The organism is Streptomyces sp. NEAU-W12 (genome assembly GCF_026242095.1).
GTDB lineage: Bacteria > Actinomycetota > Actinomycetes > Streptomycetales > Streptomycetaceae > Streptomyces.
The window spans coordinates 182,640-206,063 of sequence record NZ_JAPJDM010000005.1; the positions used below are offsets into that span (position 1 = coordinate 182,640).

The window sequence follows — 23,424 nt, forward strand, 5'->3', positions numbered from 1 at the left end:
GCCGCCTCCCCATCAATACGCTATGTGACGGGATAAATGCGGAAGGTCGCATAATTGGCTAGATGTAGCTACCTATGTGAAATCGGAGACGTGTGGCTGGAGCCCCTGAATCCCACCTTGAACGGCGTCACGTCCGGTGGCCGGGCCCAGACATCGCGCCGGAGCAGGGGGACGACGCCCTTGGCGTCGTCCCCCTGCCCTTGGTCCGGGAGCGGAGCGAACGTACTGAGTTGGCGGCGCAGACGCTGGACCTCGTCGTCCTTGGCCGCCAGGACCGACAGCAGGTGTCGGTGACGCTCTTTGAGCTGGGTGAGCTCGGTGTGGGTGCGGGCGAGTTTGCCGGTGAGCCGCTGGTTGAGATCACGTAGCCGGGCGAGGCGGGCCTCGCGCGGGTCGGGCTGCTGACCGGCTGCCCAGGCGGCTGCCCGCCGCTTTTCGAACTCGTCCTTGAGGTGGCCCCAGGTCCGATAGAGAGACGCGCGGGAGATGCCCACCTCGCGGGCGGCCCGCCCCCGTCCTCGAACAGGAAGTCGTCGTCGAACAACACCGGCATCCGCTCGGGGAGCAACGGCTCGCCATCGAGCCCCCAGGACTGCCAGCCCTCGGCAGAGAAGAAGTGCACCAACACGCGGCGGGACGGTACGTCCGCAACACGACCCTCATCAACTGCTAACCCCACGTCCGGTCAACGGGAGTTGAGGAATGTGAGACACGCCAAGAAAGCAGCGACAACCACGCATCATTGGTGGTCCACCGCCACTACCTGCCCGTACGTCGGAAGGCACGACCACCACAACAGCCGCAGTCACAGACGTACCGAACGGCTACGCCGCCGCGTAGCTGGCGCGGAAGAGGTCCACAGCTCGCTCCACGTCCCGTTCGGACCGCAACTGCACCTCCAGGTCGCCCGTGCCGTGATGGCCCAGTCCCGTCACGTCCCGGGTGAAGCCGGGCACGAGGTCGACCTCCTTCGGGTCGGCCTTGAGATAGACGAGGAGCTTGGTCTTCTGGGGCGGGCAGACGCAGGCGAAGTTCCGCAGGCGTTGATACGCCCGGTACTGCTTGCGCTGCACCCGGCTGACGCCGTCCCCGAGGCCGAGCAGCATCTCATCGACCGCCTCGGCCAGCTCCGCCAGCGCCCCGCCCTGCCCGCAGACGGGCGGCGGCCCGGCCGCTCCCCGGCGTGCCCGCCTCACGGCCGACGTCCGGCCGGTAACCGAGGCCACGGTCTCAAGTCCGATCAGCTCCTTGCCGAAGAATCGGTAGCGGACAAGGTCGATGCTGCGCCGGTGCTCGCGTACGGCGTGCGCGTCGTAACGAGTGAAGTCGCCAGCGACGCAGACTAGCCGGGGTGCGCTCCACAGCACCTGGGACGCGGCCGGTACCCCGAGCCGGTCGCGGACCAGGTGCCGAAAGGCATCCTTGTGAGCCATGAGCCACGACATGTAGTAGAGGCCCTGGTTGATCACCCCGGCATCGGTGCCGCGCTTGTATTCGACGACCACCGGCGCCCCGTTCTCGTCGAGGCCCAAAGAGTCGATCCGTCCGCCGTCGGCACAGTCGATGGCGTATTCGCTCGCCAGGAACCGCACCCCCAGCATCGCCTCCATGTGCGCCTCGACGAGGCCCTGCACATCCGTCTCGGCCTCAGCAAGACGCGGTACGACCTCGGTCACGCCGCCATTCGTTGTGTGGAACAGCTTCAGACTCGACACCTTCCCCTCCTCGGCTCGAAGATCGAGAACGCCAGGGAGGGGCAAGATTGTTTCCATGAGACTCTGCGGGCGAGTGAAGATGGTGTGAGAAGCTACCTCCGAGCCACCGGGGCGCACAAGCGTCCCATGGGTCCCGGGGATCCCCGAATCCCACATACGTCCCACAGGCACCTAGGACGAGCGCCGGGAAAACTGCGTTTGCGCAGGTCAGCCTCCGTAGCTCAGTGGATAGAGCAGGCGCCTTCTAAGCACCTAGGCCATTCGGCATGGCGCGTACTTCTGTGCTAGCGGCACCTCCTTACGCAGGTTCTCACTTTCCAGCAACAGATCGGTTGCACTGGACGACGACCATTCCGACGTCCGGAAGGCAGCCGACGCGGTCGGCAGGCGTTCTCCGGGAGCCATCCGGCAGCGCCCGCCGCCTCCCCCAGTCCCAGTCCCAGTCCCAGTCCCAGCCGCTTACACGATCACCCCACGGGACGCATCGAACACGTGAGAGGCAGATATCGAACAGGCACACACGCGAGAGTGAGGCATTAATGCGCTTCCTATGGAAATAATCAGAGGCCATTAGACGGATGGCCCGACAGGCGCACCAACCGAGATTCGAACTGGTGATAGATAACGCGTTGCAGCAATGAAGCGACTGTCAGTGCCGCTTGGTACACAGTTCGTCGCTCGGGGAGCAGGTCCCCGACGTGGCGAGTGGAGGCACCTCGGTGCAACTGACCTCAAATCAGCTGGCAGCGATCGACACCGTGGACCGGCACCTGGGAATCGTCGCGTGCGCTGGATCCGGAAAGACCGAAGTCATCGCCCGGCGGGTAGTGAAGTTGCTCCGACTGCCCGGCGTGGAGCCGCGACACATTGTCGCCTTCACGTTCACCGACCGGGCGGCTGGAGAGCTGAAGCAGCGCATCGTCTCTCGCGTCCGAGAGGAACTGGGAGATGTCCGTGGATTGGCCGAGCTTTTCGTCGGCACCATGCACGGCTACGCCTTGAGCATGCTGCAGTCCCAGGTGCCGGAAACGTTCAAGTGCACTGTCCTCAGTGATGTGCAGGCTCGTGTTCTTATCGACCGCAACAGCCGGGCCAGCGGCCTGACGACGACACAGATCCGCACCAAGGGCAAACCGCCCCGCCCGATGAAGCGATACGTCAACTCCCGTCTTTACCAGAGGGTTTTGGGAATGCTCCGAGAGGACGAGATCGACCAGGACGAGTTGCCGTCGGACGTGCTCGACGGCCTGAGCAGTTACCGAGCGTTGCTCCAGCGCCTGCACTATCTCGACTACAGCGAGATCCTCCGCCTCGCTGCGGACCTGCTGCTCCCGCCACCAAATACGGGAGGACCTGCCACCGAACCCGTGGTCAATCTGCGCGCCCACGTGCAGGACACGGTCCGATACGTCGTGGTTGACGAATACCAGGACACCAACCCCGTCCAGGAACAGTTGATCGCTGGTCTCATCCAGTTCGGCGCGAACCTGTGCGTCGTGGGGGACGACGACCAGACGATCTACCAGTGGCGCGGAAGCGCGGTGAACAACATCCTGACGTTCACCACCCGCCACAGCAGCGCCAAGACCGTGACACTCAATGAGAACTTCCGCTCGTCCAAGGCAGTGGTGGACCTTGCACGCCGGGTGGCGGAGGGTATCGATCCCTCGCATCGGCTGAGCAAGTCGATGATCGCCAGTGGCCACCAGAGCTATGACCGCGGCGACCTGTTGGCCCTCTCCTTCGGTACGCCGCAGGAGGAGGCCGCGTGGATCTGCGACCGCATCGAGTGGATGATCGGCCTGCCCTTCACCGACCGTGCCGACGCGCCACCACGGGGCCTGGCGTACTCGGACTTCGCCGTCCTCTTCCGCAGTGTGTCGGGCGACGCCGATCCGCTGGTCACGGAGATGCGCGCCCGAGGCATCCGCTACATCATCAAGGGCCTGAGCCGCCTGTTCCAGACGCCCGAGGTCCAGGCCGCCAAGACCTGCTTCGACTACATCACTGGAACCGTCGACGGCGACGCCGTCGTCACCGCCTGGACGAACGCCCGGCTCGGGCTCCGCGAGGAGGCCCTGAAACGCGGGGTGAAGATCCTCGACGAGGCTCGCGGCTGGGCGGAGGGCATGCCCTGGGACACCTACACGATCCAGGGCACCTACCAGCGTTTCCTGGGCGAGGTCGGCGTCCGCGAGGAACACCTCACGGCCGAGGTCGGCCGCGAGCGCAGCGAGCTCGCCTTCTACAACCTGGGACGGTTCAGCACCGCCATCGGCGACTACGAGCGCATCCACTTCCTCAGCAGCCCGCCCGACCGGTTTGCCACATTCGCCAAGTGGCTGGAGCACCAGGCCGGCGACTACTACGAGGAGAGTGACGCCGATGCCGGATACGCCCGGCCCGACGCCGTCACCATCGCCACCGTCCACCAGGCCAAGGGCATGCAGTGGCCGGCGGTGTTCGTGCCCTGTATGCGCCGCAACCGCTTTCCCAGCAAACGGCAGGGCGGACTCGGTGTGTTCCACATCGTCCCGGAGGCCGCCGTCAACGACGCCGACCGCTACCGCGGCAGCGAGGACGACGAGCGTCGGCTCTTCTACGTGGCCGCGACCCGCGCCCAGAAGTACCTCGCCCTCTCCTTCTCCCCCGGGCCGGGCAAGCTCTACCAGCGGGAGTCGCAGTTCTTCGCCGAGGCGACCCGCAACACCTACGTCCTGACCCAGGAGGCCGCCAGGCCCGACGAGTCCACGCTGAACCGGCTGGCCTCAACCCCCCTAGCCGACACGCCCGACATCGTCTTCAGCTTCAGCGAGCTGAAGTACCTGTTCGAATGTCCGTACCAGTTCAAGCTGCGGTTCCTGTACGGCTTCGACTCGCCGTTGCAGAAGGAACTCGGGTATGGCAAGTCGCTCCATGACGTGATGGCCGAGGTGCACAAGCGCGCCGTGAAGGGCGACATCGTCGACACGACGGAGGTGGAGGCGCTCGTCGACCGGCACCTGCACGCTCCGTTCGCACCGGAGCCGCTCAAGGAACAGCTGCGCAACGCGGCCATCCGCTCCGTCCACCGCTACCTCCGCGAAAACGGCTCGCGACTGACGCTCACCGAGCACTCCGAGCAGCCGGTGGAGGTGCACCTCACGCCGGGGGTGACCGTCAGCGGACGCATCGACCTGATCCGCCGGATCGACACCGGTGAGCAGTCCATCGTGGACTTCAAGTCCAAGGAACGCGCCCAGGCTGACGCTGTCACCCGCGATCAACTGCACATCTACGTCGCCGGGTACGAGGAGCTGAGCGGCAAGCGCGCCGACCTCGTCGAAGTCCTGAACCTCGACGAGGGCAGCCGCAGCAGTCGCGAGGAGGTCAACGACACCCTGCTGAAGGAGATCTCCGGCAAGGTCGCCAAGGCCGGGGACCAACTTCGCCACAACGACATGCCCCGCAAGACCTCGTGGTGCGGCACCTGCGCCGCCTGCGACTTCGCCGCGATCTGCCGGGACCGGCCCAGCACTCCGTAACGCTGCTCGACCACGTCGGCCCGTTGGGCCGCGGTGTTGTGTGCGCCGCACCACGGCCCAACCTCCACACCCCCGACGCGACCGGCGGGGGCGCCTGGAACCCGGACCAGGTCGAGGCGCTCTGGAGGTGTGTCGGGGTGGTGGAAGAGTTCCCTGCGCGCGTTGCATGCGAAGCGCTGGTTCAGCTCCTTGGCCAGCTTGGTATGGGTTCGCACAGCGAAGTCGTCATCTCCCGGCGACGCCAGGCAGAATCCGCCCCGGCACGGCGCCGTAGAGGTGGCCGCGGTACCTGAACCTGAGAAGGCCCTTCGGCTGAGAATATTTATTAAGACTCAGGTTGATGCTTTCCTGACACAGGTCCGGCATGCCGGGCTCGCCGCCCGCATCCCCGCCGTCACCCCGGACACCCACACCGACGTCGTCGACAGCGGTCATACCCTCGATGCACGAACGCCAAGCCGACGTAACGTCGATCGCGTAGCCGTGGCGCTGAACAGCCCAGGCCCGACACCGTCCCCTGGCCTATCTAGCATGAGCCGAGACGACACATTTGAGGTTCCGGGATTATCTGCGACTGGGGCGCGGAATTGTTTTCAGGGGAGTTCTTGCGGGCCGTTGAGACGGCGACAATGTGCCGCGTCGAATTTCTACTATCTGCTCAACATCAGATTAGGGCTGGGACCCCATAGTCACCGGAGCGACCGTGAATCACCTCTCGCGTCTTCTAGCCGACACGTCGGACGGCATCCTTGACGACACGGCCGAGGCTGAGCCTCCATCCACGGCAACCGGCAGCGTCGCCCCGAAAAGGCCCTGCCCGGCCGGGGGTCCGCGGGTGTTCGTGGAGTACGTCATTGTCGACGGCGAGGACGCTCACCCGCTGGCCCAGCGCCAAGACGCCGCGATCCGCGAGGTGCTGAAGTGGCTCTACGCCCGCCACAGCGTCCCAGCGGAGGGCGGACAGGCCGAAACGGCCAGCCCTACGCCTTCCCGCACGGAGGGGGACACCACATGACCGTCACCCCACCTGCCCCCCGGCCGCCCTGGGCACCTCCCGTACTCGGCCGCCCCTGGGCCACCGACAGCATCCCGGACGCAGCGGCGCCTCCAGTGACTGTCCCGGTTGCCTGGCTCGGCCGAACCTCCACAGAGGACGCCCAGGACCCCACGTTGTCGCTGCCCAGACAGCTGCGCAACGCCAGAGCCGCTCTGCCGGCCGGCTGGGTGATCGTCGCCCACTTCTACGACGTAGAGTCCGGCCGCAAGGAACTGCACGAGCGAGGCAACTCCCGAGCCCACCAGAACTTCGAGATCCCCATCCCACGCGACGGCAGCGTCACCGACCTCCTCAAAGAGGCCCAACGCCCCAACCGTCGCTTCGCTGCCGTCATTTGCGAGTCGATCGAACGCATCGCCCGCCGCACTTACTTCGGCACGAAGATCGAGTACGAGCTGGAGCAAGCTGGAGTCGCCCTGTGCGCCGCCGACGAGCCGATCGTCACCGGTCCCAGGGCCAAGCTCGCCACACCGACCCTCACCCGGCGCATCAAGCAGGCCGTCTCCGAGTGGTACGTGCTCCAGATGCTCGAACTGTCCTGGGACGGCTTCATCGAGCACATCTCCCAGGGCTGGAACGTGGGGAAGCCTCCCTACGGCTACCTGGCGGAGAAGGTGCCTCACCCCGTTCCGGCTCGCCGAGCTGAGGGCCGTACCAAGCACCGGCTCATCCCCGACCCGCTGCGGGCCTCAGCGGTCACCTTTATCTTCCAGCTTCGCGGGCTGGACAAGCTCGGTTACGACGCCATCGCCGACCGTCTGAACCGGGACCTAGCGGCTTACCCGCCTCCGGAGCCAACCCGCCCCGATGTGGCCCTGGGGTGCTGGAGCGGTTCCGCCGTGCGAGAGATCCTGCGCAATCCGAAGTACACGGGCTACCAGGTCTGGAACCGCCGGGCGATGAAGAAGGGCGGTCGCTACAACGACCCGAAGGACTGGGTGTGGTCGCCCCGGCCCGTCCATGAGCCTCTTGTCACCAAGGAACTGTTTGACGCCGTCTCCACTGTGGGCCGCAAACGCCAGGGATCCCGCACCACCCACGGAGCCAACGCGCACCCGGCCACCAAGCGCTCCTACGTCCTGCGGTCGTACGTCTACTGCGACACGTGTGATCGCCGCATGTTCGGCAAGTCGCGCCACCAGATCTCCTACTACGCCTGCCAACCCGACCCCAACGAACATCGTGGTCAGCCGTGGTTTCCTGATCACCCCAAGAGCTTGTGGATCCGCGAGCAGATCCTGATCGCCTGCATCTCCCGCTTCTTCGCCACCAGGATCTTCGGACTCGATCGGCGTAACCATCTCAGAGCCGCCCTCGAAGCCGCTCGGTCCGCGGACGGTGCCGACGACCGCATCGGCAAGGAGCAGGCCGCGCCGGGGCGCACTATCAGTGCCATCGGCCAGCGCCAGGCCCGTCATATCCGCACCCTCGCCGACGGCCTTGGCGGCCACGAGGCCAGCGATCTCGACCCGGATCAGGAGAAGCAATTTCGTGACTCGATCCAACGCGAGCACGCCGCGCTGGGCGCCCAGCGTGAACAGCTCGCCGAGCAGCTGGCTGACCTGCGCGCGCCGAAGCAGGCTGTGCGCGCCGAAGCCAATGCGGCTCTGCTGGATGCGGTCCCGCACCTTGATGTGGATCTCGCCCTGGTCCCGGAGGAACTCCAACGACGTCTCTACAGCGCCTTCGGGCTGGAGGTTCGCTACAGCCGACCCCACGAAGAGCTGACCTTGAGGGTGACGATTCCGGACTGCCTGCTTGACGGACTGATGTTCGCCGCCCACGAGCTGCAGCCATGAAACAAAAGATGGGCCCCCTCAATGTATTTCCGTTCCCGGAGCACGGAGGAGCAGCTACAGACGAGCACGACCGTACCGTCTGAGCGTGATGGCGCCGACGGTCACACCGCCAGCCCTGCCAAGAACCAGTCACGCTCACAAGATCGGAGCCCATCGAGATCGGTGGGGATGCTGACCAGTGTCTACACGACTCTCGCAGAACCTCCCAGGGACCTGCCCGCCATTAGCCCGCTGGTATGGAACCGAAGGAGTGGCTCCGGGCAGTGGGAGTGCTCATGGACTTTTCTGGGACTTCCGGCTGCATCAACGGGCAGGAGCGTGAAACAGCCGAAAGATCATTCACCCAGGTCAGGAGTGCGTAACCACCCATCACAGCAGCTCACGGGGCTGCCTGGTCTCTTCCGGGACATCTGACCAGCAGGACTCAGTAGGTCTGCGCTCAGCGTCGCCTGCCCTCGGCGCCCCATCGATGCTCGCCACGTTGGCAGAGTCTGACCTGCCCGACAAGGCGCCTGACACCCCATCAGAACGAGCGTCAAATGAGCGTCACGAGCGTCATTTCAGCGTCAAGATATCGCCCGTAACGCCCACACCGCACATAATGCGCACACACAAAACCGCAGGTCAGGAGCCCTTCGCGGCCGGTTCGAGGACGGCAACGCACTCCACGTGATGCGTCATCGGGAACAGGTCGAACGCCCGCAGTGTCCGCACCCGGTACCCCCCGTCCCGGAAGTACGCCAGGTCGCGGGCCAGGGCCGCCGGGTCGCAGGCGACGTACGCGATCCTTCGCGCGCCCAGTGACGACAGGTGCTCCACCGTCTTGCGGCCGGCGCCCGCCCGCGGCGGGTCGAGGACGACGATGTCGACCTCGGTGATGCCGGTGCGGGGCAGGAGGGAGTCGACCTTGCCCTGTTCGATGCGGACGCGGGGGAAGTCGGCGAGGTTGTGCCGGGCGTCCTCGACCGCGCGCTTGCCGGACTCGATGCCGAGGACCGCTCCCGCGTCGCCGACCCGGTCGGCGAGGGCGCCCGCGAACAGGCCGGCGCCGCAGTACAGGTCGAGGGCCATGTCGCCCTTGCGGGGCAGCAGGCCCTGCATGACCGCGGTGACCAGGGTGTCCGCCGACTTCGGGTGGACCTGCCAGAAGCCGCCGTTCGCGACCCGGTGGGTGCGGCCGTCGGCGCGTTCACGGACGAAGGGGCGGCCGTGGACGCGGTGGACCTGGCCGTTGCGCTCGTCGATGCGCAGGACGGAGACCGGGCGGTCGAGTTCGACCAGCGGCAGGCGTGCCCCCGGCTTCGGGGTGAGGACGACCTGGCGGTCCTGCGAGCCCGTCGCGGCGATCGCCTCGACGGAGTCCATGCCGGTCCAGTCCCGCTTCTCGATGCCGAGTTCGCTGACGCCCTGAGCGGCGATCATGCAGTGGTCGATCGGCTCGACCTCGTGCGAGCGGTGCCGGCGCAGGCCCGCGCGGCCGTCGGCGGTCACCGCGTACTGCACGCGCGTGCGCCACTGCGGGACCTGGCCGGCGGGGAGCTTGTCGCCCTCGGCGGGCACGACCGTGCCGTCCCAGCCGGCCTCCTCGGGGGTGAGCCCGGCGAGCCGCTGGAGCTGCTCGGCGACGACCTCGCCCTTGAACCGGCGCTGCGCTCCCGGCTTGGCGTGCTGCCAGTCGCAGCCGCCGCAGCGGCCGGGCCCGGCGTACGGGCAGGGGGCGTCGATGCGGTCCTTGGAGGCGTCCAGCACCGTGACCGCGTCCGCGCGCAGGAAGCGGGCGCCCTCCTCGCCCTCGGTCACCCGCGCGACGACCCGCTCGCCGGGCAGCGCGTGCCGGACGAACAGCACCTGGCCTTCGGACGTACGGGCGATGCAGTGGCCGCCGTGGGCGACGGGGCCGACCTCGACCTCGTACTCCTCCCCCACCAGCGATTTCTTCGGTTCTGCCTGCATGGCGGGGTGACTCCACAACATCGGGGGCGTAGGTGCGGGCGGTGGCCCGCGACAACAGCCGTCCAGTCTACGTGTGCGGGGAGGAGTCCTTCGACCGCTCCGCCGGCCCGCGCCGCACCGACCCCGGTGCCGTCCAGTCCGCCCGCTTGCGGGCGCGCCGCTTGGCCACCTCGGAGGACTGCAGCTGGTACGGCACCGAGGTCACCATCACGCCCGGTGTGAACAGCAGCCGGCCCTTCAGCCGCAGCGCGCTCTGGTTGTGCAGCAGCTGCTCGTACCAGTGGCCGACCACGTACTCGGGGATGATCACGGACACCACGTCCCGCGGCGACTCCTTGCGCAGGTTCTTGACGTACTCGATGACCGGCCGCGTGACCTCGCGGTACGGGGAGTCCAGCACCTTCAGGGGCACCTCGATGCCGCGCCGCTCCCATTCCGCGTGCAGCGCCCGGGTCTCCGCCGCGTCGACGTTGACGCTGAGCGCCTCCAGGGTGTCCGAGCGCATCAGTTTGGCGTAGGCGAGGGCGCGCAGCGTGGGGCGGTGGATCTTGGAGATCAGGACGACCGAGTGGACGCGGGAGGGGCGCACCATGTCGGGGCCGGGGCCCTCGGGGGCGGCGATCTCCTCGAAGACGCGGTCGTAGTGCCGGCGGATGGCCGTCATCAGCGCGTAGAAGAAGCACATGCCGAGCAGGGCGACCCAGGCGCCGTGGGTGAACTTGGTGACGAGTACGACGACCAGGACCAGGCCGGTGGAGAAGGCGCCGAAGGTGTTGATGGCCCGGGAGCGGATCATGCGGCGGCGTGCGGCCCGCTGCTTCTCGGTGGTCAGCAGGCGGTTCCAGTGCCGGACCATGCCGATCTGGCTGACGGTGAAGGAGACGAAGACGCCGACGATGTACAGCTGGATCAGGTGCGTGGTGCTGGCGCCGTAGGCCCACACCAGCAGGATGGCCGCGCCGGCGAGCAGCACGATCCCGTTGGAGAAGGCGAGCCGGTCGCCACGGGTGTGCAGCTGGCGCGGGAGGTAGCGGTCCTGGGCCAGTATCGAGCCGAGCAGCGGGAAGCCGTTGTAGGCGGTGTTCGCGGCGAGGAAGAGCACCAGCGCGGTCGCGGCGGCCAGGACGAGGAACGGCAGGCTGCCCTCGCCGAACACGGCCTCGGCGACCTGCGAGATCACCGGGTGCTGTACGTAGTCGGGGCCGACCGGGACGCCGTCGCGGAACAGTTCCGTGGCCGGCTTCTCGGCCATGCGGACGTCGGTCGCGAGGGCCAGCGCGATGATGCCGCAGAACATGGTGACGGCGAGCAGGCCCATCATGGCGAGCGTCGTCGCCGCGTTCCTGGACTTGGGCTTGCGGAAGGCCGGTACGCCGTTGGAGATCGCCTCGACGCCGGTGAGCGCGGCACAGCCGGAGGAGAAGGCGCGCAGCAGGAGGAAGACCAGGGCGAAGCCGGCCAGGCCCTGGTGGTCGGGGTTGATCTCGTAGTCCGCCGTGGGAGCCCGCATGTCGTCGCCGAGCACCACCGAGCGGAACGTGCCCCACGCGATCATGGTGAAGACGCCGGCGACGAACACGTACGTGGGGATCGCGAAGAGGGTGCCCGACTCGCGTACGCCCCGCAGGTTCATCAGCGTCAGCAGCACGATCACACCGATCGCGCAGGCCACCTTGTGCTCGATGACGAACGGGATCGCCGAGCCCAGGTTCTCGATGCCGGCGGAGATCGACACGGCCACGGTGAGGACGTAGTCGACGAGCAGGGCGCTCGCGACGGTCAGGCCCGCCCGGGGGCCGAGGTTGGTCGTCGCCACCTCGTAGTCGCCACCGCCGCTGGGGTAGGCGCGCACGTTCTGCCGGTAGGAGGCGACCACGGTGGACATCAGGACGACGACCGCGACCGCGATCCAGGGGCTGAAGTGGTACGCCGACAGACCCGCGACGGAGAGGACGAGCAGGACCTCACCGGGCGCGTACGCCACGGACGACAGGGGGTCGGAGGCGAAGACGGGAAGGGCGACGCGTTTGGGCAGAAGCGTCTCGCCCAGTCGGTCGCTGCGCAACGCGCGCCCGATGAGAATGCGCTTGGGCACGTCGGTCAGTTTGGACACAACAGTGGATCGTAGGCCTTGGCACAAGGAGCGACCCACCCGCCGCCCACTTCCGTACGGCTTCCGTACGCTCGCGCACGGCACTCCGTACGGCACTCGGGTGCACCGCCGGGTTGCGGGGCGTCCGGCCTTCTGCTCTCCGGGTGAAAACACGGGGTGACGGCGTTGCGGGTTCCGCGAAGCCCACTGATTCCATGCCTATATGACTGGGCCCCTGTCCGTTACGGCTGGGCTCTGTCCGCCGGCTCTGTCCGCCGGCCCTGTCCGTCGCCGCTCCGTGGAGGTTCCCATGTACGCGCCCGCAGAACTGATCGGGGCCCTCGCCGCGCTGCTCGGCCTCGGGATCCTGACCCTGGCGAGCGTGCGCAGCATCACCCGCCGCTGACCGCCTCCCGGTACGGATACGTTGGTCCCGGGTACCCGGGACCGGGCCCCGGAGGAGATCGGGAACGCGCCGTCCCGGCATGATGTTGCCCCGCGGCCCGTCATCGGGCCGCCGCGGGTTGCCCGGCGAGCCGAAAGAAGGACACGAGCACGATGGTCACGATGGTCATGAGGGTCGACGGGCCTGCAGGAAGCGCGGTGTGACGCGATGCATGTTGTGATCATGGGGTGCGGGCGGGTGGGTTCCGCCCTGGCCCAGACTCTGGAGGAGCAGGGGCACACGGTCGCCGTGATCGACCGGGACCCCACCTCCTTCCGCCGGCTGGGCTCCTCGTTCAGCGGCCGCCGGGTCACTGGGATCGGCTTCGACCAGGACACCCTGCGCGAGGCGGGCATCGAGGACGCGGGTGCCTTCGCCGCCGTCTCCAGCGGGGACAACTCCAACATCATCGCCGCGCGGGTGGCCCGCGAGATGTTCGGCATCGAGAACGTCGCCGCCCGTATCTACGACCCCCGCCGCGCGGAGGTCTACCAGCGCCTGGGCATCCCCACGGTGGCGACGGTCCGCTGGACGGCCGACCAGATGCTGCGCAGGCTGCTCCCCTCGGGCGCCGAGCCGCTGTGGCGCGACCCGACCGGCGGTGTGCAGCTCGCCGAGGTGCACACCTCGCAGGCCTGGGTGGGGCACCGGATCAGCAGGCTGCAGGACCGGACCGGCGTCCGCGTGGCCTTCCTCACCCGGCTCGGTGAGGCGATCCTGCCCAGCTCCCAGACGGTGTTGCAGGAGGGGGACCTGGTGCACGTGATGATGCGCACCGACGAGATCGACAAGGTCGAGGCGGTATTCGCCAAGGGCCCCGGAGAGGAAGGCGGTCAGTGATGAGGGTCGCCATTGCCGGAGCCGGCGCGGTGGGCCGCTCGATCGCGGGCGAGCTGCTGGAGAACGGGCACGAGATCCTGCTCATCGACAAGGCGCCGACTGCCATCTCGGTCGAGCGGGTGCCGCAGGCCGAGTGGCTGCTCGCCGACGCCTGCGAGATCACGTCCCTGGACGAGGCGGCGCTCCAGCGCTGCAACGTCGTCATCGCCGCGACCGGCGACGACAAGGTCAATCTGGTCGTCTCCCTGCTGGCCAAGACGGAGTACGGCGTTCCGCGCGTCGTCGCCCGGGTGAACAACCCCAAGAACGAGTGGCTGTTCAACGAGTCCTGGGGCGTGGACGTGGCCGTCTCCACCCCGCGTCTGATGTCGGCCCTGGTCGAGGAGGCGGTCAGCGTCGGTGACCTGGTCCGGCTGCTGCACTTCAGCCACGGGGACGCCAACCTGGTCGAGCTGACCCTGCCGGAGGAGTCGGCGCTGGCCGGCACACAGGTCGGCGACGTCCAGTGGCCGCAGGACACCTCCCTGGTCACGATCATCCGCGGGACGCGCGTCCTCACCCCGACCCGGGAGGACTCGCTCGAGGCGGGCGACGAACTGCTCTTCGTGGCCGCCCAGGCCCGCGAGGAGCAGCTGGAGGACCTGCTGTCGGTACGCAGGACCGACACCGCGCGCTAGGCACGCGAGGCCGTGACCACGTGAGGGGGGCGCCCGGAGATCTCCGGGCGCCCCCCTCACGTGGTCACGGCGCTCAGGGGCGGCGGTGCCGGCCCGTCGTCGTCTCGTCGTCGTCCTCCGCGCGCAGCTCCTTCTCCTGCTCGCGCGCGGCCCGGCGCTCCTCCTCGGCACGCTCCTCCGCCTCCATCTCCGCGAACACGTCGATCGGCGGCGGCGCCTTCGCCAGGAACACCCAGGTCAGGTACACGGCGAGCAGGAACGGCGGGATCTTCAGCGCGACCAGGACCCAGCCCAGCTGTGTCGTGTCCGCCCACCAGTACAGCGGGAACAGGATCGCGCTCTTGCCGAGCAGGATCAGACCCCAGGCCCAACTTGCCTTGGTGTACGCCTTCTTGCGGCCCGGGTTGCGGGTGCGCCAGGAGAGGTTCTCCCGGAAGATCGGGCCCAGCATCAGACCGATCAGCGGGACACCGGCCATCGCGGTGATGATGTACGCCAGGGCCAGGCCGGTGGTGTAGAGCATGCCCGGCAGGTAGAAGTCCTTGGCGTTGCCGGTCATCATCGCGAAGACCACACCGAAGCCGACGCCGAAGACGCCGCTGAAGGCGTGCTTGACGGTGTCCTTCCTCGCCAGCCGGACCACGACCATCGCCAGCGACACGGCGAGCGCCGCGATCGCCGCCATGTGCAGGTTCTTGTTGATCGTGTAGATGCTGACGAACAGGAGGCCGGGCAGCACCGTCTCGACCATGCCCCGCACCCCGCCGAATGCCTCGAACAGGGCGGCCTCGGTCACCGCCCTGGCGTCGTCAGCGGATGTGTCTTCGGTTGTCGGCTTGTCGAGTGACGTCACCGGCTACTCCCGTCCGAGGGGTCTCAGTTCGTATTTCGGGTTGAACAGCACCCTGTGGCCTCTGCTCAGGGAGATCCTGCCCGATGCGATCAGCCTGCGGCCCGGTTCGATCCCGACGATCGAGCGCCGGCCGAGCCACACCACGTCCAGCGCGGCGGAGCCGTCGAACAGTTCGGCCTCCAGGGCGGGGACTCCCGCACGCGGCCGCAGCGTGACCGTGCGCAAAGTACCAGTAACCGTCACTATCTGCCGGTCCTGGCAGTCACCTATTCGTGTACAGCCGGCGGTCTCGGCGTCCTCACGCAGCTCCTCGGACTCCAGGTCCTCCTGGGACGAGGAGAGCCGGTCGAGCATGCGCCGGAACCGGCCCGTCGGTTTCTCCGAGCGAGGAACAGCACCCATACGTGAAGCGTACCGGGGCGCTCCCACGGTCACGTACCCGCTGCCCGCCCGGTCCGAACCGGCCTCTCCCGGCACCGCGCGCGCAGCACACACAGCGCACACGCCCCGGGCGGGCGCTCACCGTTCGAAGCGGTAACCCATGCCCGGCTCGGTGATGAAGTGCTTCGGGTGGGACGGGTCGGCCTCCAGCTTGCGGCGCAGCTGGGCCATGTACACGCGCAGGTAGTTCGTCTCCGTCCCGTACGACGGCCCCCACACCTCCTGGAGCAGCTGCTTCTGCGCCACCAGCCGGCCGACGTTGCGTACGAGGACCTCCAGCAGATGCCATTCGGTGGGGGTCAGCCGTACGTCCCTGCCGTCGCGGTGCACCTTCTTCGCGGCCAGGTCGACGGTGAACCCGTCGGTCTCCACCACCGGGGCTCCCTCGTCCCCGTTCTCGCCGGAGGGCTCGGCGCGGCGCACGGCGGCCCGCAGCCTGGCCAGCAGTTCGTCCATGCCGAAGGGCTTGGTGACGTAGTCGTCGGCTCCCGCGTCGAGCGCCTGGACCTTCTCGTCGGAGGCGTGCCGGGCGGACAGCACCAGGATCGGCACCCGGGTCCAGCCGCGCAGTCCCCGGATCACCTCGACACCGTCCATGTCGGGCAGCCCCAGGTCCAGAAGGACCACGTCGGGGTGGCGGGCGGCGGCCAGGCGGAGGGCTTCGGCGCCGTCGTGGGCGGAGTCGACCTCGTACGAGCGGGCCTTGAGGTTGATGACGAGGGCGCGCACGATCGCCGGCTCGTCGTCGACCACCAGCACACGGGTCATGAGGAGTGCCTTTCGGGTTCTGCGGGGCCCACGGGCTCCGGTTCTGCGGGGTGGACGGGCTCCGGGCCCGCGGGGCTCACCGGCTCCGGGCCCACGGGGTGGACGGGCTCCGGGCCCGCGGGGCCCACAGGCCCCAGGCCCACGGGGTGGACGGGCTCCGGGCTCGCAGGGCCCACAAGGTCGACCAGCTCCGTCTGCTCGGCCCTGCGCACCACCTCGTCCGGTACGGTCTCCTGCTGCCGGACGCCGGTGATGGACTCCACCACGTCGCCGAGGGACTCCAGGCGCTGGATGTTGAGGGTCGACAGCACGTCGACCCCGTCGGCCAGCAGCTCCTCCACGTCCTGCCAGCGCTTCGCGTTGCGCGAGCCGGGCACGTTGGTGTGGGCGAGTTCGTCGACGAGAACCACCTGGGGGCGGCGGGCGAGGACGGCGTCGAGGTCCATCTCGGGGAGTACGGCGCCGCGGTGCTCCGGTTCCCGGCGCGGTATCTGCTCCAGGCCCTCCAGCAGTGCCCTGGTGCGCGGCCGGCCGTAGTGCTCGACGAAGCCCACCACGCAGTCGGTGCCCCGCTCGACACGGCGCTGCGCCTCGGACAGCATCGCGTACGCCTTGCCGGCGCCCGGTGCCGCGCCGAGGTGGATCCGAAGTCTGCCGCGCCCCATGCCCTCATTGTCTTCCGGTTTCCGGACAGCACGGCCGCCGCCGGCCGCCGGCCGCCGGTCCACCGCCGGCCGCGGAGCCGACCCTACGTCCGTGCCGGACGGCCGAAGGCGCCGACCGGGGCGCGGAATCCGGCCTTGACGGAACTCTGACGGGACTGCGGCCGACTCCGGCCCCAGGTACCGGTCACGGCGACGCCCCACGGCGGTGCGGCGGTGCGGCCGGGGGCCCGCGCCGCGGTCGCTCACGGATGCCGGGGCCGATGTCGTACAGGGGGTACAGGGACTGCCCCCGCCGTCGTCGCTGCGAAACGCTCGGGAGCCGGGCTCAGCGGACTTCGGTGATCTCCGGTCCGCGCGCCAGCTGTCCCATGCCGCCCGCGAAGCGGGAGCCCTCGGGCGCCTCCTCCTGCTGCACGCCCTCGGGGACCATCTGCGCGTCGTTCGGCAGCTTCAGGACGATCGGGTCGCGCGGTGCCATCGGGCCGTCCCCGCGCACCACGACGGTGTCCCGGAAGATCTGCTCCAGCAGCCCGGCGGCCTGCGGCTGCACCGCGCCCTGGCCTGAGATGACTCCGCGCAGGAACCAGCGCGGGCCGTCCACGCCGACGAACCGGACGACCTGGAAACCGCCCGTGCCGTCCGGCAGCTGCACCGGCACCTGGGCCCGCAGCTCCCAGCCCAGCGGGCCCTCGACCTCGTCGATGATGCCGCCCTGCTGGGTGATGCCGGACGCGATCTCCTCTCGGACCTCGGTCCAGATGCCCTCACGCTTCGGGGCCGCGAAACCCTGCAGCTGGATGGCGCTGTCCCGCAGGACGACGGTGGCCGCGACGATCGCGTCGCCCGCGACCTCGACCCGCAGCTCCATGCCGTCCACCCCGGGCACGAACAGACCGCCCAGGTCGACCCGGCCCTCACCGGGTCGGCTCACCTCGGAGCTGTCCCAGGGTCCGTCGGGTCGGGGCGCCGGCTCGAGCCTCAGCCGCTCGCTCTCGCCGTCCGCCTCCGCGTCGACACCGTCGACGACCTGCTCGGCCTCGCCGGCCGCGTCCTCGGCGGCATCCCTCTTCTTGCGACGTCCGAACACGTCACTGTCCTTCCCGGTCGGATACGACCGAAGCGTATCGATTCCCACCCGCTGTGCCGCCGACGGCGGCCTGAACGCTTGTGCCGCTCTCACCTTCCACGGCGGCATGGCCACCGGTGGATCCGAAGCCCCCCTCGGCCCGTGCCGAGCGGGGCAGCTCCGCGACCGGCACGAAGCGGACCCGCTCGACCTGCTGGACGACCAGTTGGGCAATCCGGTCGAAGCGCTCGAACCGCACGACCTCGCGCGGGTCGAGATTCACCACGATCACCTTGATCTCCCCACGGTACCCGGCATCAACCGTCCCCGGGGCATTCACCAGGGCGACGCCGCAGCGCGCGGCCAGTCCGGATCGCGGGTGCACGAAGGCCGCGTACCCCTCCGGCAGGGCCACAGACACTCCGGTGGGAAGGACGGCCCGTTCCCCGGGTGCCAGCTCGCACACCTCGGTGGTCCGCAGATCGGCGCCCGCGTCACCGGGGTGCTCGTACGCCGGGAGCGGTACGTCCGGGTCGACGCGCCGGAGCAGCACACGGAGCTCGGGGGGAGGGGTCCCGCTCACGGGTTGACCTCGAAGGCGCGGACGCGACGGATCTGGTCCGGATCGTCCATGGCCGCCTTGATCTCCTCCTCGCGGCCGTGGTCGACGAAGTGGTCGACCTCGACCTCGATGAACAGCGCGTCGGCGCGGACGGCGACCGGGCCGTCGGGGCCGCCGATGCGTCCGGTGGCGGTGCAGTAGATCTTCCGTCCGGCCACCGCGGTCACCTCCGCCCGGAGGTGGAGGACCGCGTCGACCGGCACGGGCCGGACGAAGTCGGTCTCGAGCCTGCCGGTCACGGCGATCGTGCGCAGCAGCCAGTTCAGCGCGCCGAGCGTCTCGTCCAGGGCGCTGGCGAGCACCCCGCCGTGTGCGAGGCCGGGGGCGCCCTGGTGGGCGGGGCGCACGGTGAAGGCGGCGGTGACGGACACGCCTTCACCGGCCCGCGCCTCGATGTGCAGTCCGTGGGGCTGCTCGCCGCCGCAGCCGAAGCACTGGCCGTAGTGCGCGCCGAGGAGCTCACCGGGTGCGGGGGCGTCCGGGTGACGCACCGGCGTCACAGCGTCGGCGGGGGGCCGAAGAGTCGAGGAAGTACCACTCACAGGCGCAGACCTTACCCGCCCGCCCGTCACCCACCACCGCCCCACCCGACAGCGCTTCGCACCGACCGCCCGGATCCCCCCGCCACCCACCACCGCCCCACCCGACAGCGCTTCGCACCGACCGCCCGGATCCCCCCGCCACCCACCACCGCCCCACCCGACAGCGCTTCGCACCGACCGCCCCTGGCTGCGGTTCCGCCCCGGCGCCGTGCCAAGCTTGGATCCATGCAGCTCTCCGCCCTCCCGTACGAAGAACGCCTGACAGCTCCTCGTTCCTGGTGGGTGATCTCCTTGCTCGCGGGTGTCTCGATGGCGCTGATCGTGCTGCCGTTCGGCGTCCTGCCGATGCTCGGCGGTCTGGCCGGCGGCACGGCGACGGCCGCGGTCGTGGCCAGCGCGTACGGCTCGGTGCGGATCCGGGTCGTGGGCGGGCTGCTGATCGCCGGTGAGGCGAAGATCCCGGTGACCGCTCTGGGCGACGTGGAGATCCTGGACGCCGAAGGGGCTCGCGCCTGGCGTACCCACCGGGCCGACCCGCGCTGCTTCATGCTGCTGCGGGCCTACGTCCCGGGGGCACTGCGGGTGGAGATCACCGACCCGGACGACCCGACGCCGTACGCCTTCCTGTCGACGCGCGAGCCGGAACGACTGGCGGAAGCCCTGCGGGCGGCGAAGGCCGCCGCGTAGCACGGCGGGGACCACCGGGCGGGATCAGCCTCTCCCGGGTCTGTCGTTGCCAGGTCCGTCGTTGCCAGGTCCGTCGTTGCCGTCCGGCTGGCCGTCGCCGCTGCCGAGCGCCTTGCGGAGGGCGCCGCCGCTGAGCCCGTCCGTCTCCAGGGCGTCGGCCGGGGGCTCGAGGGCGGGGAGGGCGGGAAGCTCGTCCCAGGGGACCTGGATCCTGCGCAGGTCGGCCTGGATACGCGTGGCGAGCTTTCTGGTGTCCCGGCGGTTCATGGCCGCGCCGACCACGGCTCCCACCAGGAAGGGCATCAGGTTCGGCAGGTTGCGAACGGTGCGTTTCATGATCCGCTGGCGCAGTTCGCGCTTCGTGCGGCTGCTCATCGCCGCGCGTACGGTCGAGGGTCTGGTCGCCTCGATCCCGCGCTCCTGCGACCAGGAGTTCAGGTAGACGGTGCTGCGCTGGGTGAGGTTGCCGGCCGGCCGTACGCCGTAGACCTCGTGCAGTTCGGCGATCAGCTTGAGCTCGATCGCCGCGACTCCGGTGACCTCGGCGGCCAGCTCCGCCGGCATCGCGGGCGGTACGGGCATCGCCGCAGCGGCGCCGACGCCGGCGCCGACCGTCGCCGTGGCCCTGACGGCGCCCGCCACGAGCTTCTCCGCGATCTCCTCGGGACCGAGCCCCGGGAACTGCCTGCGCAGCGCCTCCAGGTCCCGTACGGGCACCCGCGGGGCGAGCTCGATGATCCGGTCCGTGAGGTACGCCAGGCCCGCACGCGTGCGGGTGCCGCCCTTCTGGGCGCCTTCCCTGGCCTTGTCCCGGAACGCGGCGGCGCGCCCGCGGGCCGCCGGAGCGGTGGCGGTGACCTCCGCGGGCGCCGGGAGGTCACCCCGGTCGGCTGCGGGATCGAGCGAGGCCGCCCCGGTATCGGCCGGACCTGTGTCGGTCGAGCCGGTATCGGTTGGGCCTCGCTCGTGGTCACGCGCGTCGCGCTGGGGGCCGTCCTGCGGCCCCGGGTCCGCTCCCCTCGAGAGGAAGCGGCGCTTCCGAGGAGGGGTCGAGCCAGTCACGGCCGACCCGCCCTCAGTCGCAGTCGCGGCAGATCGGCTGGCCGTTCTTCTCCCGGGCCAGCTGGCTGCGGTGGTGCACCAGGAAGCAGCTCATGCAGGTGAACTCGTCCTGCTGCTTCGGCAGGACACGGACGGCCAGCTCCTCGTTCGAGAGGTCCGCGCCGGGCAGCTCGAGGCCTTCCGCGGCCTCGAACTCGTCGACATCCACGGCCGAGGCCGACTTGTCGTTGCGGCGGGCCTTCAGCTCTTCGAGACTGTCCGAGTCGACGTCGTCGTCGGTCTTGCGTGGAGTGTCGTAATCGGTTGCCATGGTCGCTCTCCCCCTCTGGGTGTATGCGGTCTCTTCAGCGCACGTAACGCGCGAGGGGCCGGACTTGTGCCCGACCCGAGGCGGAGATTTTGCCTCACATCAAGGTCTGTTACTCAATCGACACCCAACCGAACCCCTCACGGGCGATCGGCTTGGATGGCGAGGGGGACCGTACACGGTCCGAACGCGGCACTTCAAAGCCGCCTCACCGTGTACTTCCCGTAATCGAAGCCCCTGAAAACCGGGACTTGTCCGGCCTTTCGGGGGCTCCAAGATCACGGAGAGTCGACGGACCGAAAATCGCCCCTGTGATCGATCCCACACGGGAGCGCCGGAGGGACTTCCCGGAATTTCCGCCCAAAGCGAACACCTCGTCGTGTCGGCGACATGATGTCAGATCGGCAGGGTGACGCGCATCACGAGCCCGCCGCCCTCACGCGGCTGGGCATAGATGTGCCCGCCGTGCGCCCGCGCCACCGACCGGACGATGGAGAGCCCCAGGCCGACGCCCTTGTCGCTGCCCGTCCGCTCGGTGCGCAGCCGCCGGAAGGGCTCGAACAGGTTGTCGACCTCGTACGCGGGTACCACCGGACCCGTGTTGGACACCACCAGGACCGCCTGCCCGTGCTCGACGTCGGTGGTGACCTCCACCCAGCCCTGCTCGGCCACGTTGTAGCGCACGGCGTTCTGGACCAGGTTCAGGGCGATCCGCTCCAGCAGGACGCCGTTGCCCCGGACGACCGCGGGTTTCCGGTCCCCGCGGATCTCCACGCCCCTGGCCTGCGCCTCGGCGTGCACCTGGTCGACGGCCTGGGAGGCCACCTCGGCGAGATCCACCGGCTTGCGCTCGACGATCTGGTTGTCGCTGCGCGCGAGGAGCAGCAGTCCCTCCACCAGCTGCTCGCTGCGCTCGTTGGTGGCCAGCAGCGTCTTGCCGAGCTGCTGGAGCTCCACCGGCGCGTCGGGGTCGGAGAGGTGCACCTCGAGCAGCGTGCGGTTGATCGCCAGCGGGGTGCGCAACTCGTGCGAGGCGTTGCCCACGAAGCGCTGCTGGGCGGTGAAGGCCCGCTGCAGCCGCTCCAGCATGTCGTCGAAGGTGTCGGCCAGCTCCTTGAGCTCGTCGTCCGGGCCGTCCAGCTCGATCCGGCGGGACAGGTCGGAGCCCGCCACCGCGCGCGCGGTGCGGGTGATCCGGCCCAGCGGCGACAGGACGCGGCCGGCCATGGCGTACCCGAAGGCGAAGGCGATGACCGCGAGACCGAGCAGGGCGAGGAGCGAGCGGCTGAGCAGGTTGTCCAGGGCGTGCTGGCGCTGTTCGTTGACGCAGGCGCTCAGCGCGCTGTTCAGCTCGTCCGCGGGCAGCTGCGCGCTGCGCAGCGGGCAGATGTCGCTGGACACCTGCCCGGACAGGATCCGGAAGGGCAGGTCGCTGCCCACGTTCAGCGCGTTCGCGGCGAGCAGGTAGATGATCGACAGCAGCAGGATCCCGGCGATCAGGAACATGCCGCCGTAGAGCAGGGTGAGCCGTATCCGGATGGTCGGGCGCAGCCAGGGGAAGGGCGGTACGGGCCTGCGCGGGTCCCAGGTGGGCTTCGGGGGGGCCGGCGGGGGCGGCGGGGTGGGAGCGGGTGCGGCGGACACGGGATCAGATCCGGTAACCCGAGCCGGGGACGGTCACGATGACCGGCGGCTCGCCCAGTTTGCGGCGCAGCGTCATGACGGTCACCCGCACCACGTTGGTGAACGGATCGGTGTTCTCGTCCCAGGCCTTCTCCAGGAGCTGCTCCGCGGAGACGACGGCGCCCTCGCTGCGCATGAGCACTTCCAGGACGGCGAACTCCTTGGGTGCGAGCTGGACCTCCCTGCCCTCGCGGAAGACCTCGCGACGGTTGGGGTCGAGCTTGATGCCGGCGCGCTCCAGGACCGGCGGCAGCGGCACGCTGGTACGCCGTCCCAGCGCGCGTACGCGCGCGATGAGCTCGCTGAACGCGAAGGGCTTGGGCAGATAGTCGTCGGCGCCGATCTCCAGGCCCTCGACGCGGTCGCTGACGTCGCCGGAGGCCGTGAGCATCAGCACGCGCGTGGGCATGCCGAGTTCGACGATCCTGCGGCACACGTCGTCACCGTGCACGAGGGGGAGGTCGCGGTCGAGGACGACCACGTCGTAGTCGTTGACGCCGATGCGCTCGAGGGCGGCCGCACCGTCGTACACGACGTCGACGGCCATGGCCTCCCGGCGCAGTCCGGTGGCCACCGCATCGGCGAGCAGTTGCTCGTCCTCGACGACGAGTACGCGCACGTCGCTT

Annotated in this window: 21 protein-coding genes and 1 pseudogene; 6 read left to right on the forward strand and 16 right to left on the reverse strand. The window is 69.3% G+C overall.

All coding sequences use genetic code 11. The features are described from left to right. Positions 1-68: 68 nt before the first annotated feature. Both ORI94_RS08515 and ORI94_RS08520 read right to left on the reverse strand, forming a co-directional pair. Positions 69-494 (reverse strand): hypothetical protein, encoded by a 426-nt coding sequence (locus ORI94_RS08515; protein WP_266073751.1) that lies wholly within the window; start codon positions 492-494, stop codon positions 69-71. Positions 495-824: 330 nt separating this feature from the next. Next, positions 825-1,715: a DUF5655 domain-containing protein gene (locus tag ORI94_RS08520; RefSeq protein ID WP_266073752.1), complete on the reverse strand. Its 891-nt coding sequence runs from the start codon at positions 1,713-1,715 to the stop codon at positions 825-827. Between the two features lie 758 nt (positions 1,716-2,473). Here ORI94_RS08520 and ORI94_RS08525 point away from each other — a divergent pair. Next, entirely contained in the window at positions 2,474-5,239 is a 2,766-nt protein-coding gene (locus ORI94_RS08525) for an ATP-dependent helicase (RefSeq protein WP_266073863.1), read from the forward strand. A 225-nt stretch (positions 5,240-5,464) separates the two neighbouring features. On the opposite strand, the gene ORI94_RS08530 is transcribed toward ORI94_RS08525, so the two are convergent. Then, complete coding sequence (locus ORI94_RS08530; protein WP_266073753.1) at positions 5,465-5,674, reverse strand: hypothetical protein; 210 nt, start codon at positions 5,672-5,674, stop codon at positions 5,465-5,467. A gap of 406 nt (positions 5,675-6,080) precedes the next feature. Between ORI94_RS08530 and ORI94_RS08535 the strand changes: the two genes are divergently transcribed. Beyond that, positions 6,081-6,254 carry a hypothetical protein gene (locus ORI94_RS08535; protein WP_266073754.1) on the forward strand — a complete coding sequence of 58 codons (174 nt, stop codon included), beginning with the start codon at positions 6,081-6,083 and terminating at the stop codon, positions 6,252-6,254. Between the two features lie 155 nt (positions 6,255-6,409). Further along, entirely contained in the window at positions 6,410-8,095 is a 1,686-nt protein-coding gene (locus ORI94_RS08540) for a recombinase family protein (protein ID WP_266073755.1), read from the forward strand. Positions 8,096-8,719: 624 nt separating this feature from the next. Here the strand turns inward: ORI94_RS08540 and ORI94_RS08545 are convergent. Together ORI94_RS08545 and ORI94_RS08550 are read right to left on the reverse strand one after the other, a co-directional pair. After that, positions 8,720-10,048: a class I SAM-dependent RNA methyltransferase gene (locus tag ORI94_RS08545; RefSeq protein WP_266073756.1), complete on the reverse strand. Its 1,329-nt coding sequence runs from the start codon at positions 10,046-10,048 to the stop codon at positions 8,720-8,722. A 67-nt stretch (positions 10,049-10,115) separates the two neighbouring features. Further along, positions 10,116-12,161, reverse strand: a complete 2,046-nt coding sequence (locus ORI94_RS08550) for an APC family permease (RefSeq protein ID WP_266073757.1) — start codon at positions 12,159-12,161, stop codon at positions 10,116-10,118. A gap of 592 nt (positions 12,162-12,753) precedes the next feature. On the opposite strand from ORI94_RS08550, the gene ORI94_RS08555 reads away from it, so the two are divergent. Together ORI94_RS08555 and ORI94_RS08560 are read left to right on the forward strand one after the other, a co-directional pair. Continuing rightward, positions 12,754-13,425, forward strand: a complete 672-nt coding sequence (locus ORI94_RS08555) for a potassium channel family protein (RefSeq protein ID WP_266073758.1) — start codon at positions 12,754-12,756, stop codon at positions 13,423-13,425. Further along, a complete protein-coding gene (locus ORI94_RS08560) occupies positions 13,425-14,102 on the forward strand; it encodes a potassium channel family protein (protein WP_042172914.1) in 678 nt (225 codons plus the stop codon). The genes ORI94_RS08555 and ORI94_RS08560 overlap by 1 nt, the downstream gene beginning before the upstream one ends. Positions 14,103-14,175: 73 nt before the next feature. Here the strand turns inward: ORI94_RS08560 and ORI94_RS08565 are convergent, their stop codons facing one another. The 7 genes and pseudogenes from ORI94_RS08565 to ORI94_RS08595 all read right to left on the reverse strand — a co-directional run bounded on the left by ORI94_RS08565 (position 14,176) and on the right by ORI94_RS08595 (position 19,059). Next, entirely contained in the window at positions 14,176-14,955 is a 780-nt protein-coding gene (locus ORI94_RS08565; protein ID WP_266073759.1) for a DUF3159 domain-containing protein, read from the reverse strand. Between the two features lie 3 nt (positions 14,956-14,958). Next, entirely contained in the window at positions 14,959-15,357 is a 399-nt protein-coding gene (locus ORI94_RS08570; RefSeq protein WP_266073760.1) for an OB-fold nucleic acid binding domain-containing protein, read from the reverse strand. A gap of 117 nt (positions 15,358-15,474) precedes the next feature. After that, positions 15,475-16,164 carry a response regulator gene (locus tag ORI94_RS08575; RefSeq protein WP_266073761.1) on the reverse strand — a complete coding sequence of 230 codons (690 nt, stop codon included), beginning with the start codon at positions 16,162-16,164 and terminating at the stop codon, positions 15,475-15,477. Positions 16,165-16,328: 164 nt separating this feature from the next. Continuing rightward, positions 16,329-16,829 (reverse strand): annotated as a pseudogene (locus ORI94_RS08580) (histidine kinase); the annotation flags it as partial. Positions 16,830-17,154: 325 nt separating this feature from the next. Next, positions 17,155-17,916 carry a DUF3710 domain-containing protein gene (locus tag ORI94_RS08585; RefSeq protein WP_266073762.1) on the reverse strand — a complete coding sequence of 254 codons (762 nt, stop codon included), beginning with the start codon at positions 17,914-17,916 and terminating at the stop codon, positions 17,155-17,157. Position 17,917: 1 nt separating this feature from the next. Continuing rightward, entirely contained in the window at positions 17,918-18,478 is a 561-nt protein-coding gene (gene dut, locus ORI94_RS08590; RefSeq protein ID WP_266073763.1) for a dUTP diphosphatase, read from the reverse strand. Continuing rightward, a complete protein-coding gene (locus ORI94_RS08595) occupies positions 18,475-19,059 on the reverse strand; it encodes a PaaI family thioesterase (protein ID WP_266073764.1) in 585 nt (194 codons plus the stop codon). The genes dut and ORI94_RS08595 overlap by 4 nt, the downstream gene beginning before the upstream one ends. 225 nt (positions 19,060-19,284) lie before the next feature. On the opposite strand from ORI94_RS08595, the gene ORI94_RS08600 reads away from it, so the two are divergent. Beyond that, positions 19,285-19,746 (forward strand): DUF3093 domain-containing protein, encoded by a 462-nt coding sequence (locus ORI94_RS08600; RefSeq protein ID WP_266073765.1) that lies wholly within the window; start codon positions 19,285-19,287, stop codon positions 19,744-19,746. Positions 19,747-19,770: 24 nt separating this feature from the next. Here ORI94_RS08600 and ORI94_RS08605 read toward each other — a convergent pair whose 3' ends face one another. From ORI94_RS08605 to ORI94_RS08620, 4 genes are all read right to left on the reverse strand, one after another. Further along, positions 19,771-20,808: a hypothetical protein gene (locus tag ORI94_RS08605; RefSeq protein WP_266073766.1), complete on the reverse strand. Its 1,038-nt coding sequence runs from the start codon at positions 20,806-20,808 to the stop codon at positions 19,771-19,773. 13 nt (positions 20,809-20,821) lie between these two features. Then, the gene (locus ORI94_RS08610) at positions 20,822-21,118 is read right to left on the reverse strand and encodes a DUF4193 domain-containing protein (protein ID WP_003993510.1); all 297 of its coding nucleotides are present in this window, start codon (positions 21,116-21,118) and stop codon (positions 20,822-20,824) included. A 393-nt stretch (positions 21,119-21,511) separates the two neighbouring features. Next, a complete protein-coding gene (locus ORI94_RS08615) occupies positions 21,512-22,759 on the reverse strand; it encodes a sensor histidine kinase (protein WP_266073767.1) in 1,248 nt (415 codons plus the stop codon). 4 nt (positions 22,760-22,763) lie between these two features. Continuing rightward, positions 22,764-23,417: a response regulator transcription factor gene (locus tag ORI94_RS08620; protein ID WP_042172936.1), complete on the reverse strand. Its 654-nt coding sequence runs from the start codon at positions 23,415-23,417 to the stop codon at positions 22,764-22,766. Positions 23,418-23,424 lie beyond the last annotated feature (7 nt).